Below are 16,901 nucleotides of genomic sequence, written 5' to 3' on the forward strand. Positions count from 1 at the left end.
AATAGGGTCAAGCATTTTTTTCAGGGCTTACGAAAAAATTCAATCTCTTCGTGATAAAAATGGAGTTCAATTCCGTCATTTAATTTGTCTAAACTCCCTCATTGAAATCAATTTTTGCTTCGACCCGGGGGCGTAAGTCCTGTTTTTATTAAGAAAAGGACATGTCGGGCTTAGCCCGACATCAATGATTTAATGGACCATTGCATCTACTCTTGACAAATATCTTGAATCAGATTCATCGTCATTTTGTTGCAGCACTGAAGGAGAGTCCTCATTTCGTTGATTAGAGTTTGTAGCATCATCATCATCATTTCCACGGTCAAAAAAGGAAAATGAAGAGTCTGAAAAACTGTGGCTGGGTGTATCATCCGAACTGGCTTCCGTTTCTTGGCTTTCAGAATCCGAACTTGGCGGCGTTAAATCCCGACTATTCTGTAAATTTTCATCATAATAGTCATCGGTAAACCAACGACTTGTTAGTCTATTTCTTATAGATACAGAGGCTGGCACTGTAGGTTTGCTTACAGGGTTTGCGGGTTTCTCGTCGTCTCCAGCTGGAGAAGTACTTTGGAGTTTTGTTTGATCGAGATGACCTAATTGATCTGCAAAATTTGATGGGGTTTCCCATGGATTGCAATTTAAATTTGATTTTCCGCCCACCTTCAATAAATGTCCCGTAAGAGTAACGCAGTTATACACTTCTTCTTTAGGCTGCATGGGCATTATTCGAGTAAAGGTGTTGACTAGTTTTACCCCTGGCAGAAGTTGGTAACTGACATCACCGGTTTCAAGTCCTTGTGCTATGCGGTTGAATTCATTTATCATTTTTTCCTTATCAAGGCCCCGTACTACAAACACTTTATCGGGTTGTTGTGGGATAATTTCAACAGGCTGCATCAGGTTTGCAAAATCTTCTCTGGGTCTAATTGCTTCTTGCATGCAATCATCTTCTAATTTTGGAGCTAAGGTGGCTTGTAGAGGAAAAATAGATGTCAGACCGCCGGCAGGTGTTGACTTGGGCCATATACTCCAATAATGGCGAGGATCATCGCTAAATTTCATTGAGACATGACCAAGGCTATTTAACCCGCTTGACCAAACATACACGGTGACTGAATCATCTGTATTTGGTGTGTCCACTTGGACTTTTACTATAGTGTCATCTTTCGATTTACTGAACATATAGGATTCTTCCTTTCTTTGGTTATTTAAACAGCAATCACCTCAATGCTGTTGATGCCAAGAGCATCTTTTCTAAAATTTGCCCATCTGATTATATGGAACAACGTAATAGGTTACAAGGTTGCTTACTGTGATTATCATTAAACAGCGTCGCTCAGTATCATCGACGCTGTTTTAGAACCTTCCTAACGAGCAGAGAGAGGAATGTTGAATGGCGCAGGATATGCGCTATTAATTAACCATGGCATCAGTTCGTGAACAGTAGTCCAAATCAGATTCATCCTCTTTTTTTGCAGCAACAGAGGAGGTATCCTCATTACTTGAAGAAAAGAAAGAATCAGAGCTTTCAGAGGCTCTTGGAGAAGATGTATCTTCTTCTCTAGAAGGTGTTTCGTCACTCTGTTCTACTCTTTCGGGTTCACTTGTAGAGCTACTTTGATGAGAAGCTCCATCCTGATCATAGCTCGTGGTATCATCGTTTGATTGTCCACTGGTGTGAGATCCTTTGGAGCTAAAGAAGCTGCATACCGAATTGTACATACTTCTTAGTAATCCAGGCTCTTCCTCCGTAGATTGGGTTTGGCTTTGTATTGGAGCCGCGTCAGGATCTTCAAGGATTAATTCTGGCTCAGGTTCAGTAACTTCAGTTTGATTATACATAGCGGCAAAATAGCTATTAATGCGTGATGGAGTAGGGAAGGACAGTAAACCTTCAGGTCTTTCAATGCCACCTGCTTCAAGCACTCGACTGATTGCTTCGGCACAATTAATGACCGTCACTTTATCGACTTCATTATCAATCAGATCTCTGTCCATAACCTTTAATCCCAACATCATATTAGTCGTGGAAGTATTCGAGTTCAAAACTGCAGTTGCAGTATGTGTAACTTGGCTAGGGGTTAATGTAAATGCAGCACGTCCTGATTCGATAATTTCGCAGAGCTCTTGAGCCTTTGCAAAAACAGCATCCATATCTTGTACCTGTTCAGTAATGTCATACGAGGCAAAAATTGGACTGTCTGACTTCGATGGAGAGGTATGATTAACCGCTTTTGTTGGAAAAACATACATCGATGTAACGGCTATTGGAGTGGTTGGCGTTAAATCTTCAGTTGGATACACACTTAGGACAGTCGTTTTACCTTGATGAGTTACTTCGAGCGAAACATGTCCCACCCCACCAACTTCAGGATGTTTGTGATAATTGATAACAAGTTTTGAACTGGTTTCGACAACTACTACTTCTGTTTTATGTTGCATAATGTACGCCATGATTTATTAATGTGCGAGATGCATTATAATGGAACACAATTAAGGAATGATTAAGAACCGACAAAATATGTAAAAAAATGCGCATGGGGACGGACCGGGTCCGTCCCCATGTGCATAAAAGACAAAGTGTATTCTAAATGAGCATTATTAAGGGGGTATTAAGGAATTGTATTTTTTGAGAGCAATAGGAAATAAATAAGGCAGAAAGCATATTGTGTTGTCATTTTATGGATATATATACTGTCTGGGTTTAAAGTTCCAATTGCCGTCCTATTTCAAAGACGGATTCAGGGGGAAGATTAAAGTAATCACTAATCGGAAGAGAATTACGGTGCATAAAAGCGAAAATGGAGCTAAAGCACTTGACTAGACAGTTAGCGCTATCACTTGGAAGTACTCTTTCGTGGCCTAGGTAATAGGTAATGTCTTTCGTGTTGATTTTGGTGTTCTTAGCGTTTAGGTTTTTCAATAATTTGGGGATGTTTGGGTGATCCATAAAACCAAAATTTGCAGCCACATGCCAAATTCCGGAAGCCATTTCTTCAACGCGTATTTGCTCCTTAGGGTTACACCAGGGAATCGATAGATTATTAACTTTTAAAATAATGATCTGGTTCTGCAAAACATGATTTTTCTTCACGTACCAAATCAGTATAGGTGGTATTTCTTGCTCTCTATGTGTGAGAAATACCGCTGTTGTGGGTATGCGCACCAAACCTTTTTCGTGAATTTTCTTTAAAAAGGCATTAACGCCCATGCCTTTATCCGTTTGTTTGGCTAAGAGAGATTGATATCCTCTATGCCATATAGACATTATCAAATAGATGAGCATTGCAAAGGTGACTGGTATATAACCACCAGCGGTGAATTTAGTAAGGTTTGACAAAAAGAAAGACGCGTCAACCAGCAAAAATAGTCCAGCAACAATTCCTGACTTGATGATATTCCATTTCCAAACTTCATGAAGAGCTGTGAATAAAAGTACTGTGGTTAAAAGCATCGTAGCAGAAACGGCTATTCCATAGGCGGCAGCTAAGTTTTCGGAATGACCAAAACCAATAGTAAGTCCAAGGGTAGCAACCATTAACAACCAGTTAACAATTCCTATGTAAATTTGCCCATAACCCTTTGAGGAGGTTTGTATAACGCGCAATTTGGGTAGCCAGCCGAGTTGTACTGCCTGTCTTGTCATCGAAAATGCGCCAGTAATGATGGATTGACTAGCAATAATCGTCGCAGCTGTTGCTAAAAAAATTAAAGGCAATAAGAGCCCACTTGGGCATAAGGTATAAAAAATATTATGTTCTGTGGATGCTCCTTCCAAAACTAAAGCAGCTTGACCCAGATAATTCAAAATAAGGCTAGGAAAAACCAAGCCAAACCATGCAGAACGAATTGGGCGTGCTCCAAAATGCCCTAAGTCAGCATACAAGGCTTCTGCTCCAGTGACACAGAGAAACACACCAGTGAGAATTACAAACCCAGTGATACCATTTGAAAATAAAAAATGTAAGCCATAGATGGGATTAATCGCTGCGAATACACTCGGGTGTTTTATCACCCCCCAACACCCTAAAAGGCCAATGGTTAAAAACCACAAAGCCATGATAGGGCCGAAAGCTTTTCCAATCGTTGCAGTCCCCTTCGATTGAAAAGCAAACAAAAGAATGAGAATGGTTACAGCCGTAGGTAAGACAACCTGTTTAAGATTAGGCGATATCATCTCCATGCCTTCTATAGCAGAGAGTACAGAAATTGCAGGAGTAATTGCCCCATCTCCATAAATCAGTGCTGCTCCCATAAGTCCAACAGCGATAATGATGGGTCGATGTTTGAGCTTTAAACCCAATAGAGACATTAAAGCAAGAATGCCGCCCTCCCCATCGTTATCAATTTGTAATGCAAAACTGACGTACTTTATCGAGGCAATCAGGATTAAGGTCCAGATGATTAATGACACTGAACCCATAATGGTTTCTAGACTTGGAGTTCCTCCACCAGCCAGCAAGATCACTGTTTTGAAGGTGTATAAGGGACTTGTTCCTATATCTCCAAAAACAATACCTAAGGCTGACACACTTAAGGCTGTCAGGGTAGGATTTGTTTCTTCTCCTGGTTTATTCCTTATGCCTGGCATTTAATTGCTATCCCGCAGTTACTGACTTTTGGTTGCTGTAATCACAAAATTGACTTGCACCTCATTTTTAATCTCTTCTGTACTGGACCACTCTCCTTGACCTACACCAAAATCAGCACGGATTAATTGGGCGTGACCAGTTGCTTTAGTTTTGTTATCGGAAATGTTTTCAAACGTGAAATTTAATACCACGGGAAGACTTTTTCCTTTAAGACTTAACGTGCCTTTGGCTTGCAGAGCATTCCCGTTGGTTTTAATGAATTGGGAAGATTCAAATATCGCTTGGGGAAAGCTGCTCACATTAAACCAATCACTTGTTTTTAGTGCATCTTCTATGTCCTTCAGGGAGGTAGTCACTGAATTCATCTCAACAATGATTTTTACATGACTGGCTTCTAAATGATCAGGATCAGCACTTATTTCTCCACTAAACGACTTAAATGTTCCAGTGACAGGTGCGTTATTTTGAGTCGCGGTAAAAGAGAGACTGCTTTCGTCTGGAATGATTTTCCACAACGGAACTTCTGCAGCTTGAGTGAACGAAATAGTACTGCCCAAAATTAATAACAAGCTGAATAACGAAAACAACGGAGTTGGAATTTTGAAGTTCAAGGCCACATTCTCCTCAATAAATTGTCTTTAAATACAAGGTAGTGCTGAAATACAGCTCCTACATGTAAGCCTAGTAAACCGATAAGAGTAAAACCTAGAACTTCATGGGCCAAGGCTAAATTTTCTTCCCAAATTGGGTTGGCGGAAATTAAATCTGGTAAAGTGAATAATCCAAAAAAGGAAACCGATAAACCTGCTGCTGAAGAGGTAAGCCACCCTGTGATTGGCATGAAAAACACCACGATGTATAAAGCATGGTGCACACTGCGTGCAGCTGTCTTTTGCCAATTGGGCATATGATCTGGAAGGGTTGGTGCCGCATTAACTAACTTCCACAGGATACGCAATAGGATTAACAAGAAGACGAGTGCACCAAATTCTTTATGGTATCCATACAGTTTTAATTTCCACAATCCGATAGGTAACCGAACCATGTAGAGTCCTACAGCCAGTAAACCTATAATGAAGATGGCCATAATCCAATGGATTAGGATAGCGATTAAACCATATTGCTTAGTAGTATTTTTAATCAACACGGCTTATATCCCTTTAGTTATTTTTGCTGGCTTCCGCATTTATTTCTAAGTTTACCTCATCACCTACGCCGGGTAATAACCCAGAAACGCCAAAATCAGAACGTTTAAGCGTTGTTGTAGCAGTAAAGCCGGCAGTCATTTTATTGGAAATAGGGTTTATGTCTGCTTTGTTGAAAGTGACATCAAGGGTAACTGGTTTAGTCACGCCATGGATGGTCATCAAGCCATGGACTTTAGCCGTATCTTTGCCTGTCATTTCCACCTTATCACTTTTAAAACTAGCCACTGGAAACTTTTTTGCATCGAAAAATAAAGCGCTTTGTAAATGCTTGTTGAGTTCGTCGATGCCAGTAACCATGCCAGTGATCTTGACTGAAGCTTCGACCGAGCTTTTTTCAGGATTATCCTTATCTAAGATTAAAGTTCCTTCAGCCCACCATTTTCCCGTTTGCGTAGAAAAATCAAAATGCTTAATATTCCATTGAACATAACTGTGGTTGGGGTCAAGGGTGTACGTTTCAGGTGCTGCATTCGAATTTGATAATGCAAGTAAGCCCAAGCTGCCGAATAATATCCTTCTTATTGTTGCGTTCATATTAGTCCTTTTTCTTCAAGGTGGTTGGCTCTAGACTGCCGCCAGTTATTTTAGCGCAGGTCCCTTTGGGCAGGAAAATAAAGGCATCGCCCTGATTGTCTTGTGTTGCTGAGGAAGCACAGGAGGCGGTTGCGGTAGCACAATCATTCATCCCTGCTTTAACGATGCCATAGCATTTCTCGGTTTGTTCAGCCGCTAGTGCGCTTTCAATGAGCGTGGTATTGCTTATGCCTGCAATCGTTAGAGTAATGAACGTGTTTCTCGCAGTTTTTACTAATTTATGTCCTATAGTCATTGGATTTCCTTATGGATTTGAACATCAGAGCCATGTCGTATGGCATCCATTGTTTAATAGTTCATACTAGTCAACAAACCTGCCTCTGTCCATCCCTTTAATAGGGATGCGGCTTGCATTCCTGCTTCTTCACCATACCATTCATACAGTCCCACACACAGGTCTGTGAATGACCTGCCGTCTTTTAGAGATTTCAATGCCCAAGATTCTTCATTGGATAAGGAGCAGAATTGTAGAGATAAATTTTTGCGCCAAACAATGACGCTATAGGGTGTTGGTTCTTTAATCCACTCTATGATTAGGTTGTTTTCAACAATACTCTTCCATTGAGCTGGAGTATTCCAGTGCATATCAAGAATGTAAGAAGAAGGGTGAAGTGAAAAACTGAGCGTGTCCCAGGCTTCAATAGGGAGATTTTGTAGGTCAGTAATGCTTAGCACTTTTGAGTCTTTCGCATCGAATGCAAGGCTCATTGTCCATTCAAAAAAAGCCAACTCCGATAAATAGGGGGCTTTGGGGTAGTCTTTTTGCATGAATTCTTCTAACTGACCGCCAAACCAGCGTATTGATTTATAATTCGATGGGTATTCACGAAGGTATTTTCTGCCGAGTTGATAAAACTCCTGTTCCCCTAAATAGAATTTTAAAGCCGGGAAATTAGTCTCTAGAGCCTCAATTAAGCGTGTTTCGTAGGCATTTCCATAAATAGCTAGTCGTTCCTGTGCAGACAGATTGGAGCTGCTCTGAATGCTTGGCACAATCGCTAAATCCGTGTTGGTAAGATAATTCAGAAACTCTTCTTGCAGCTTAGTTAATTCGTTCATCGCTGAGTTACCTTATTAGATTGATTAGCAATTTTGCGTGCATGATCTAATTCCGAAAGTAATTCAGACAATGGGGGAATATTGTCATCCCTTTCTATCATGGTTGATACTTCGCCAAAGTGAGTGCAAGCAGAAGAGTATAAGTTCCAAACAGGATCAATGATTGGGTGATCGTGGGTATCGATGATGTAATTGCCCATATTACAATGCCCCGCTAAATGAACTTGAGCAACAGCATGTTTTGGTATCCCATACAAATAATCTAAAGGATCAAACTCATGGTTTACCGAACTAACATAAATATTGTTGACGTCTAATAAAATCGAACAATTTGCTTTTTGCACAATGGCGGTTAAAAACTCCCATTCAGTGCATTGGGATTGCTGGTAAGTCAGGTAACTAGAGACATTTTCAATTAAAATGGTTTGTTCTAAATAGTCTTGTACTTGACTAATTTGCTGAGCTACGTGATTAATCGTTTCTTCAGTATAGGGTAGTGGCAGGAGGTCGTGGGAGTTTTTGCCATGTACTCCGGTCCAACACAAGTGATCCGATATCCACACCGATTTAATCTCTTTAGCTAAGCGTTTTACTTGTTGCAAATAGTCAAGGTCTAAGGGATCTTTGCTGCCAATGGACATAGATACGCCATGCATGACTAAAGGGTATCTTTCCGCAATTTGGTTGAGGTAATAAAGAGGTTTTCCACCTGGAACTAAATAATTCTCAGTAATGATTTCAAACCAGTCTACCTCCGGTTGAGCGCTTAGAATGTCCTCATAATGTTGAGTCCTTAATCCTAGTCCAAAGCCAAGAAAAGGTTTTTTAATCATAATAACAACCAAGACTCAAACAAGGAGTAAGCATTCCCTTACTCCTTGTAGAAATGAATTAAGACTTAGATTCAGTAGTAGTACCACCAGCATCGGTACACGTTTTTTCAGAGTCTACCATGGTCATGCCTTTGCCTTTGCAACTGTTTTGACCTTTGCAAGCATTGTTAGCGGTTTTGCAAGCACTTTGGCCTTTGCAAGCGTTAGAGCCATAGCATGCTACGCTGTTAGCGTCGTCAGCATATACCAGGCTTGAAGTAATTGGAGCAGTTGTGAAAGCTAAAGCAGCTGCAGTTACTAATGCGCTAGCAGTTTTTTTAGTATTCATAGTTTATTATTCCTTTAATAAATGGGTTGATTAAGTTCGTTCTGTGACGAACGACTAAGTATGGCTGTTTTTTTTTTAAAATGCCAACGATCTATTTATCATTTTTGCTGGCTTTAATGAGCCATGATGATTTTTTATTGGTGTCTTTGGAATAGACCTTTTAATATTGATGGGTCGTGTAGGGTTCGAACCTACGACCAAGAGATTACGAGTCCTAATTCAGTAGCTTTTAATACCATTTATTAATTTCTAAAAACCGCTATCTTCCTTTTAAAATGAATACTATTAGGGCATAATCACTATTTTTGAATCCTGTTAAATTCTAAATCTTCTATCCATGACATAAATTGATGTCCATATGGGCCTATATGTGGAGGAGGCATACCTAGGCTTACTTGATAACTCCATAGCGTATTCAACATTAGCATTAGACCCTACATAATCAGGATGTTCAAACTCACCACAGCTTAAATTTAAATTTTCGCTTGTTAGCTTCTCACTTGGTATTTTGCTGAGTATCACTCTATTAAGCGAGATTTTAAGGTCCAAGATTTTTGTCACCATCCAACTGGAATAAGCTTGTTGCAGCAATCATCTATCAATTATTTTTGGCTCGGGCAGCAGAAACTAATTATGTGATGATTGATTAGTAGTTAAAATTTTTGTTGCATAACACGTAAGAGTGCGGTTGTGCCTCTCTTATGTCTTATAATTGGTGTCTTAACCTGATCTATGCTAGTGTTTAGAAACTCAATGGTTATTGTATAAGGATGGTGGGGTTGCTCCATGTTCTAGCAATAATGCAGTTATTTCTTCCATATTACCCGCCTCACTAATGGTTGTTTTACAAATTTGCAAAGGAGTTTTATCCTGATTATCTTTTGCATTAATGTCGACATTAGTATTCTCAATGAACCAGCGAACCACCGCTAAATCACCTGATTTTACCGCATAATGCAGAACGCTAAATCCCTCTGAGTCAGTTAAGTCGGTTTTGGCTCCGTGTGCAATAAGAGTTTGCACGGTAGAAAGTCTTCCCAACTCAGCAGCGAGCATTAGAGGTGTTCTTCCAAGGAGATCAATAGGGTCTGTATTTGTACTAAATTTACAACACTCCTCCAAAAGAGGCTTGTTTGCATAACGCGCAGCATGGTGTAAAGGCGTCCAGCCATTACTGTCAACAAGGGTAGTTCCATTTTTAATTTGTAGTAAAAGGATAGCGCTTTGAATTTTATTATTTAAAATTGCGGTGTGTATGGGGTAATGTGTATGATTATTTTTTATATAGGCAAGTTCTTCATTGGTTGCCAAAGTTTCTTTAAGTAAATCATCGAAACCTTGAAGGGCCATCTGATGTAAAACAGTATTGCCACTATCATCTCGATGATTTAAAGGTTGATTTCCTTTATCTTTTAATAGATTAAAAATTTTGATTTTATTCTGCCTTATCTGATCATCATGAAGTACTGGTAAAATTAGTGCACTAAATAAAGGGTATTGACTTTGCTTATTAAGGATACAGGTATCAGCACCCATATAAAGCAAGACTTGTATGCTGTTTAAATGACCTTCAAGAGCAGCCAAATGTAATGGAGTTAGGCCATCTATATTTTTATCATTTAATAAAGACTGTGGAGGTTTTAAAGAAAAAAGAACTCGATCAAAACCCATCGATGCTAGAGCAGAAACGACACTTTCCCCGTCTAATACTGGATTTGATTTTCCAATATCATGAGTTGTTTCGGGAAGAATAAGATTTAGGTATAATTCCGTTACTTCTTTGTATTGTTCAAACTGCTCATTTTCATCTCCCGAGAAATAAACATCAGTAGACACATGTTCTTGAAACCATCGCTTTAGAAGTTCAAGATTTTTTGAGGATGACTGATCAGGATTAATTCCTATCTCTGAGCATAATAAATTAAATTTCATCTTTTATTATCCTTTATTTAAAGTAATTTAATATTTTAATGACCTTTTTTCTTTAACATATTCTTCTTTTTTCTGTTGTTTTGGGGCTTCAATTTGAGCTTGAAATTTCATTTTGAAATCCTTAAAGCTTTGAGCTGCTTTTTCTTGATCAATGTCCCCTTCTTTAGTGATATATGTTTTTCCACCTTTTCCCCAATGGCGATGGGAAGCAATGGCTTTCAGCACTTGTTGTGATTTATCTGAACCAAAAAAATTACAGCGTTCTTCGATAGACAATTTACTCATTTCATTTTCAATTCTGGTTGCCTTGGCTTTCATTCCTACCGTGAATAGACCATCCCTCTCTCTAAAACCATTAATGACGTCTTTTACTTCTTTGGATGCATTATCCTTTTGTAAGTTACTTACAGTAGTTTCTAATTCTTTTAAAATTTTGTCACGCTCACTTAGATTTGTCGTGCTATTAATTTGTTTTTGCTTATCACGAATATAATCGTTCATTATTTTATCGTTTTCACCAAATTTTAATTTCTTAAGATCAGTAAAAACATCCTTAAACTCGGGATTATTAATCATAAACAATCGATCCAGGGCTTCTCTTACAGGCATGCGTTCAGAAGGGTTTGGCTTAATTAATCCTTCAATTATTTCCTTATATTCTGGTCCTACTTTCGTTTTAAAAAATTGACCACTAAAATCATACTTTGCCCCGTCATCTCCTTTGCCAAGCTTACCAGAGGTATAATAGTATAAATTTTTTCCCAAAATATAAGCATGGACTGAATCGGAACTCATTGAAGACTCACCAAAATCAGGAGGAGTAAAGCTCGGAGTTGAGAGAAATCCACAATATTCATTTCCCGGTATACCGGAGTGGTAGTTTCCATTTTTATCTGTAAAAAGAAAACTCTTAGTATCTGCAAGACGAATTTTATTATCTTCATCGACTAACCAGTTGGTGATTTTTGCATCAGGGAACATACATCCTGCTTCCTGAATATCAAGCATAACACTTGACATTTGTTCAAAAATTTTACCTGTATTTTCCACCAACTCTACTACAGTAGTTAGTTGCTGTCGTTGTTTATCAATACTACCCCCTTTACAAAATTCAGTGACAAGAATTGTTCGGTGTATGGGTTTCCCTTCAGAGTCCTTGCCTATGGCTGTCCTCTCTGCGTCTATTGGAGCAAATTTATCTCCCAGTTTCTCTCGTAAATGAGACTCAACATTTCTGGGCATATTGAGGCGATTATCTACTTTTAAAACAGATTCGGTACCATCTTTGATCCGTTTAACTTTAAAATTTTTAGAGTTACCTCCACCCAAAAAGCTAATTTCATGTTCTTTAAGAAATTGATTAAAGGCTTTTGCTTCTTTACTGTCATCAGTTGGTTGATAGAGATCTTTAAGTTCCTTGTCTAGATCTGCTTCTTTACCCTTCATCAAAATACTAAGAAGTTGATTGGTCTTCTCGGGGGACATATTTGCAATCACTTCTGGCAAAGATGAAGATTTTTTTGGAGAGCTGAGAGAGGAAATTCCCAGGCTTGAGTATTGATACTGTATGTCTTTAAATAGCGAATCATGAGCTGATTGATAACCAGGAGACCTTGCTAATTGACTTGCTTGATACTTATAATCCACCTCTTGAATTTTTTTTTGTATTTCTTTTAGAGTGTTTATCTTACTAGAATCTTCGTCTTGATTATTATACTGGTCAATAAGTCGATTTATATCCTTAGTGAATTTATCCATATCCTTACGAGGTAATGCACCATGTTTAAAATCAGAAAGATTAGGCATTGGCTTTTTGGGAGGAAGTTTAGCTTCCTTTTTAAATACCGTGAGTAACTTAGAAAGCATAATAGCCGCCCATCAGATTAAGGATATATTTTAATTATAGTTGACCGTGTTATTTCTTGTGCTTTGACTTTATTTTAACATAATGATTAAATATTGATCGATAATGAGTGGGGTATAACTTGGGTTTAGGAGCGCTGTTATTCTTTGAGTTAAACGTAGGTTGGTGCTGAGCTTGCAAAGCCCAACAAGGGAGCGTAGCGACCTCCTTTAGGTTGGGCTGCACTTCGTTTAGCACCAACCTACTTTTTTGATTTACCTTAGGTTAAAATTAGTTAAGTCCTCTTGAACATCGTGAACAACCGCTTGTGATTTTGTTAAAGGCAAATCATCAAACTCAGTGTCCATCAACAAATTCGCTAAAGTAATAATACTGTGCAATGTACCACCATTCTTATTTCGATTCGCCAATTGTGCTCTGCTTGAAGTTTGCGACAATTCTTGGAAAAAAATGCTTACATCCTTGACAGAAGCGAAGGGTTTATTCGCCTTTGTCGTTTTCAACGTTTCATAAACAAGATCACCAAAATGATTACCCCAGTGCCCAGTAAAAAATCGCGCAAACATTGCACTGTAATTAGAATCGCAATCTGAACGGCTGTATTGAGCAAGTAAATTATAAATGTAGCGATGGGGTGCAATATTTTGATCGTTAATTCTATCAAAATGTTTCAAAAGCAGAGCCATATCTGGACTTTGAATGTAGTGTTTACCACTCATCTTAGAGAATTGATGTTGCTTATTGCTATGTAGAACATTTTCATTCGATTTAAATAGTTTTTTAATCATAGTTAAATCAGAGCGCTCACAAGCTAGCGTGAATAAAGACTGATCTTTGAATGAAGGATTTTTGCAAACAACATTAAGATCTGCATCATGGTCAAGAAGAATAGATACAAGATCTTCTCTAGGTCTAAAGAAACTAGAGTATTCGCGCAGTAATGGAGTCTCGTCGTAACAAGACGGTTCATTAATGTTAAATCCTTCCTTGATGAGTGCTTGTAATATAGAGCCTCGGTCTTTTCTACGATCTTCGAGCTGGAAAAATACACCATTACCATTCTTGTCTTTGATATTGGGATTAGCCCCGAGTTCTAATAAAAGCTTTATTGTCTCTAAATTACTATTTCTGCAGGCGTAATGTAATGGGCTTAGTCCTGTTTCTTCCTGCAGCTTATTTAGGTCAGCTCCCTTATTAACTAGTGCTCTGATCAGTTTCAAATTATTATTAAGAATGGCCGCCATTAGAGGACTCCTGCCATTGGAGGCCTCGTTTTGGTTTGGATTGGCTCCTTTTTGGATTAAATAGTCGATGACATTTTCCTTTATGCTGTAAAAATCCCAGGCCATAGAGTGAAGAATCAATTGAGCATATGATGAAGTAATCGGTGCTTTTTGCGAAATTAAGTCAATAATTTTGATGTTGCCCCATTGAAATGCACGCTGTAACGGAGTTATTTGTTCATTATCTTCATTGGATAAATCTAAGTTCAAATTTAATAAAAATTCGATCATTTCGGTTGAGGGTGCTCCATAGCCTTTTTTTAAAACCACATTCAGAGCATGTTCCTTTGATAGGTTATATGCATTAGGCTTTGCCCCCGCTTTAAATAACAGATCTGCAACAGCTAGATGATCGTGTTGACAAGCTAAAATAAAGGGGGTATTCCTCTGATTATCCTTAGCTTCAATACTTGCTCCTAGGTCTAATAAATGCCTAACTACTTCTAAATGACCATTTGTACAGGCTGCTAAAAGAGATTCATTTAAATCATCAACTTGGAAGTCCTTCAATCTATTCCTCATTTCACATAGATATCGAACCACCTCCAAATGTCCACTCCTACTGGCTTCTTTGAGTGCGTTGCTAGGAAATGTTGTCCATTCAACTTTATTGATGATGCTTTTGACTGCATCAAGTTGTCCATATCGACAAGCCAACCTTAGTGGTGAGATGTTATTATGCACTTTCAAATCATCTGATGTACTAAACTCTAAAACATCGACAAGATTCAGTATGGCCGCATAATCAAATTTAGAGTAACCATGCTTGTCTAGGCGGGAGTCAGAAGAATCGTTTAAGCTCCTCGTTAGCAACTCAAAAATGAGTCGCCTAATAGGAAGGGGTTGGCATGCTGCCAAGGCAAATAAGGATAAGTCTATGTTGTAATTTCTATCATTTAAGTGATATTGATGGTCGTAAAAGTTGGCAAAACCTCCTCGGTCATAGAGCTCGATAATCTCTTTTTCATCACCACTTGCGATAGCTAGATGTAAATCCCAAACACAAACTGACTGTTTACTCTTATTTTCAAAAGATGTTTTATCTTCTTCAAAACATTTTATCTCATCTCTTCTTAACTCCACAAGCTCTTGAAAGAGTTGCTTAGGATCCAATTGCTCTAAAGGAGCATGGAAAAAGATAGGTTTAAAATAACGATGGATCAATTTTATAAACAGTTCCTTGTTAAACAATTGATTGATGTTTTTGCTTAGCAGGCGAAGCGCAAAAAATTCTTTCAACGGTAATTTTGCGAATAATTCCACTAAGACATCTTGATTTAAATGGATTGGCAATAAATCGGTATTATCAGTTTTGGTTTGCATTTTCTAATCTCAATAAGTTATTAAATCATGTCCAAAGGACACAAACGAATAATTGGGATTTTTGCTCGACAACTGTGCAAAAGGTGTTTGAATGACAGGAGTTCAAACCTTATTGATAGCTAGTTGTTTTAGAGACAAAAATTAAGAAAAGAAAAAATCTGGAATAATCTTATGACTTGGATATCGAGTTGGCTTGATTTCGCCTAGATTGAGGTTGTGGTAAATGGAATTACTCATTTTAAGTCAATTAATTATGGCAACAGAAACATTATAACAGATTTTTATACAAAAGAAAATCACTATGTTTATTATTTTTACTATTGGTGGGGTAAGGATAATCCTGGTGACGACTTGGGCTGCACCAAGGCTACAGGTTATTAACCGGTGCAGCCTTGATGCAGTGAAACGTAATCAAGGTTTACATTGTTGGGCTTCAAGCCATATTTAATTGACTGGTATTCAGCGGATCTTGGTATGTACTGGAATGAGCAGACGAACGGTTCAAAAAGCCATTTGGATTTGTTCCTTGCTGAACGACAGGAGGAGTAAAACTTTTTTTGCTGTCAACAAGTGTTTGGTCGCCCTGGGCTATGGTAATACTGAGGGTTGAGTTTGGATTTATCTCTACTGGGTCTAATGCCACAATTTGACCAGATAGATCGGCTATGAGATGGGTGTTGGTCTCTGTTTTTGGTCCTGTTTCAAGATGGACTGAGTACTTCACTGTAAATAGACCACGCTCAGCCGCATAACTCTTTAACTTTTCCGGATCTTTAATGGCACTCATGAAATCTGCTGATTGAGTATGAATGATTGGTGAGTCAAACGTTTTAGCAATATTTTTGGTTAGTGCATCTCCATCGGTACCACAAAAGATAACGAAAAATTTGTTTCTTGCTTTCGCTTCTAATGATAAACCACTAACCAATTCTGAAAGCTGTCTCATCTCTTGACTATCACAGGCGCTGTCTTCTCCATCAGTAAAGAGCAGCACATTGTTGGCATGGGCTGACATGGCTAAAGAGTTTAGCGTATCAAAACTTGTTCCATATAACCGAGTTGACCCTTCGGCCGTAAGCGTTTGAACTTTTGCTTGTAGTGATGAGAAATTTTTAAACACACCTAATGATTTCGCTTGTGTAGCAAACGCAATAATCTCAACATCTGCTTTAGGTTGATAGGCGAACAACTGTTCAGCAAGTGCATTAACGCTCGATTTAAGTTTGGCAATTCTGTCCCCGTCCATACTTGTACTTACATCTAAAAGAAACAAATACTTAGGCGGAGTGCTGGAGACTGGTACAAAAAAGTAAGGCGTTACTTCTTTTTTGCCGCCTTCTTTGTCTTTGGTCACGTAAAAAACATCGCTACTACTTAAACTTTGAGTATTCAAAAAAAACATATTACCCAATTGAGTTAAAGGTTGAGGTTGCTTCTTGAGATAAGATTGAATGTTAAAAAACAATCGACCATCTTGAGTGACGGATAGGTGTTCATAGCTGAGTAGGTTAAAAAGTGGTGCATAAGCAGGGCTTGGAAGGGGAATTTCCATCATACCGGTCTTTGAGGAAAAGGCGCATTGATTGACGTTATTTCCAATCAAATCCAAAATAGCAAGGCATGCAAGTTTATGAATAGATGGATCTGAGTTTTCTTTGCTTTTTGCTCCATTGACTTCTTCTTTCAATATTGCAGAAAGATTTAGTGGGGTAATTTGTTTGTTAAACAGCGTTTGCAGCTTGGCAGGTATGGATACATCATCAGTCTTCAATGCAAATAAACCATCGATGCTATTGATGCATATTCTGCCCCAAAATGAACACTCATTCTGATTGAAAGTGAACACCGATTCTGGCGGAACGTGAACAGTGATTCTGGTTGAACG

The 16,901-nt window shown here is 38.5% G+C and carries 14 protein-coding genes and 1 tRNA gene; all 15 read right to left on the reverse strand.

The window, feature by feature from the left end; translation table 11 throughout:
• Positions 1–189 precede the first annotated feature (189 nt).
• Positions 190–1,182, reverse strand: coding sequence for a hypothetical protein (locus tag Lwal_RS07915; RefSeq protein ID WP_058480288.1), 993 nt, complete (start codon positions 1,180–1,182; stop codon positions 190–192).
• Between the two features lie 231 nt (positions 1,183–1,413).
• Complete coding sequence (locus Lwal_RS07920) at positions 1,414–2,442, reverse strand: hypothetical protein (RefSeq protein WP_058480289.1); 1,029 nt, start codon at positions 2,440–2,442, stop codon at positions 1,414–1,416.
• A gap of 262 nt (positions 2,443–2,704) precedes the next feature.
• On the reverse strand, positions 2,705–4,591 hold the full coding sequence (locus Lwal_RS07925; RefSeq protein ID WP_058480290.1) for a potassium transporter Kup: 1,887 nt from the start codon (positions 4,589–4,591) through the stop codon (positions 2,705–2,707).
• 18 nt (positions 4,592–4,609) lie between these two features.
• A complete protein-coding gene (locus Lwal_RS07930; RefSeq protein WP_065235658.1) occupies positions 4,610–5,203 on the reverse strand; it encodes a YceI family protein in 594 nt (197 codons plus the stop codon).
• Positions 5,200–5,739 carry a cytochrome b gene (locus tag Lwal_RS07935; RefSeq protein WP_058480291.1) on the reverse strand — a complete coding sequence of 180 codons (540 nt, stop codon included), beginning with the start codon at positions 5,737–5,739 and terminating at the stop codon, positions 5,200–5,202. The genes Lwal_RS07930 and Lwal_RS07935 overlap by 4 nt, the downstream gene beginning before the upstream one ends.
• A 13-nt stretch (positions 5,740–5,752) precedes the next feature.
• Positions 5,753–6,334, reverse strand: coding sequence for a YceI family protein (locus Lwal_RS07940; protein ID WP_095197589.1), 582 nt, complete (start codon positions 6,332–6,334; stop codon positions 5,753–5,755).
• Position 6,335: 1 nt separating this feature from the next.
• A complete protein-coding gene (locus Lwal_RS07945; protein ID WP_058480292.1) occupies positions 6,336–6,629 on the reverse strand; it encodes a BufA1 family periplasmic bufferin-type metallophore in 294 nt (97 codons plus the stop codon).
• 53 nt (positions 6,630–6,682) lie between these two features.
• Positions 6,683–7,453: an HvfC/BufC N-terminal domain-containing protein gene (locus Lwal_RS07950; protein WP_058480293.1), complete on the reverse strand. Its 771-nt coding sequence runs from the start codon at positions 7,451–7,453 to the stop codon at positions 6,683–6,685.
• Positions 7,450–8,286, reverse strand: a complete 837-nt coding sequence (bufB, locus tag Lwal_RS07955) for an MNIO family bufferin maturase (RefSeq protein ID WP_058480394.1) — start codon at positions 8,284–8,286, stop codon at positions 7,450–7,452. Before bufB ends, Lwal_RS07950 begins: the two co-directional genes overlap by 4 nt.
• 58 nt (positions 8,287–8,344) lie before the next feature.
• Positions 8,345–8,614 (reverse strand): BufA2 family periplasmic bufferin-type metallophore, encoded by a 270-nt coding sequence (bufA2, locus tag Lwal_RS07960; RefSeq protein ID WP_058480294.1) that lies wholly within the window; start codon positions 8,612–8,614, stop codon positions 8,345–8,347.
• 170 nt (positions 8,615–8,784) lie between these two features.
• A tRNA-OTHER gene (locus tag Lwal_RS17355) sits at positions 8,785–8,860 on the reverse strand.
• Positions 8,861–9,364: 504 nt separating this feature from the next.
• Positions 9,365–10,546: an ankyrin repeat domain-containing protein gene (locus Lwal_RS07965; protein WP_058480295.1), complete on the reverse strand. Its 1,182-nt coding sequence runs from the start codon at positions 10,544–10,546 to the stop codon at positions 9,365–9,367.
• 27 nt (positions 10,547–10,573) lie between these two features.
• Positions 10,574–12,412, reverse strand: a complete 1,839-nt coding sequence (locus Lwal_RS07970) for a protein kinase family protein (RefSeq protein ID WP_058480296.1) — start codon at positions 12,410–12,412, stop codon at positions 10,574–10,576.
• Positions 12,413–12,664: 252 nt separating this feature from the next.
• Entirely contained in the window at positions 12,665–15,016 is a 2,352-nt protein-coding gene (locus Lwal_RS07975) for an ankyrin repeat domain-containing protein (protein ID WP_058480297.1), read from the reverse strand.
• A 433-nt stretch (positions 15,017–15,449) separates the two neighbouring features.
• Positions 15,450–16,901, reverse strand: a 1,452-nt coding sequence (locus tag Lwal_RS07980) for a VWA domain-containing protein (protein ID WP_193787220.1), incomplete at its 5' end; no start/stop codon positions are given.

Origin of the sequence: Legionella waltersii (genome assembly GCF_001468085.1) — a bacterium.
Taxonomy (GTDB): Bacteria; Pseudomonadota; Gammaproteobacteria; order Legionellales; family Legionellaceae; genus Legionella; species Legionella waltersii.

Excerpts from the sequence above, each read along its gene's own strand:
- Lwal_RS07915 (WP_058480288.1), bottom strand. The coding sequence starts at position 1,182 with ATGTTCAGTAAATCGAAAGATGACACTATAGTAAAAGTCCAAGTGGAC.
- Lwal_RS07920 (WP_058480289.1), bottom strand. The coding sequence starts at position 2,442 with ATGCAACATAAAACAGAAGTAGTAGTTGTCGAAACCAGTTCAAAACTT.
- Lwal_RS07925 (WP_058480290.1), bottom strand. The coding sequence starts at position 4,591 with ATGCCAGGCATAAGGAATAAACCAGGAGAAGAAACAAATCCTACCCTG.
- Lwal_RS07940 (WP_095197589.1), bottom strand. The coding sequence starts at position 6,334 with ATGAACGCAACAATAAGAAGGATATTATTCGGCAGCTTGGGCTTACTT.
- Lwal_RS07945 (WP_058480292.1), bottom strand. The coding sequence starts at position 6,629 with ATGACTATAGGACATAAATTAGTAAAAACTGCGAGAAACACGTTCATT.
- Lwal_RS07950 (WP_058480293.1), bottom strand. The coding sequence starts at position 7,453 with ATGAACGAATTAACTAAGCTGCAAGAAGAGTTTCTGAATTATCTTACC.
- bufB (WP_058480394.1), bottom strand. The coding sequence starts at position 8,286 with ATGATTAAAAAACCTTTTCTTGGCTTTGGACTAGGATTAAGGACTCAA.
- bufA2 (WP_058480294.1), bottom strand. The coding sequence starts at position 8,614 with ATGAATACTAAAAAAACTGCTAGCGCATTAGTAACTGCAGCTGCTTTA.
- Lwal_RS07965 (WP_058480295.1), bottom strand. The coding sequence starts at position 10,546 with ATGAAATTTAATTTATTATGCTCAGAGATAGGAATTAATCCTGATCAG.
- Lwal_RS07970 (WP_058480296.1), bottom strand. The coding sequence starts at position 12,412 with ATGCTTTCTAAGTTACTCACGGTATTTAAAAAGGAAGCTAAACTTCCT.
- Lwal_RS07975 (WP_058480297.1), bottom strand. The coding sequence starts at position 15,016 with ATGCAAACCAAAACTGATAATACCGATTTATTGCCAATCCATTTAAAT.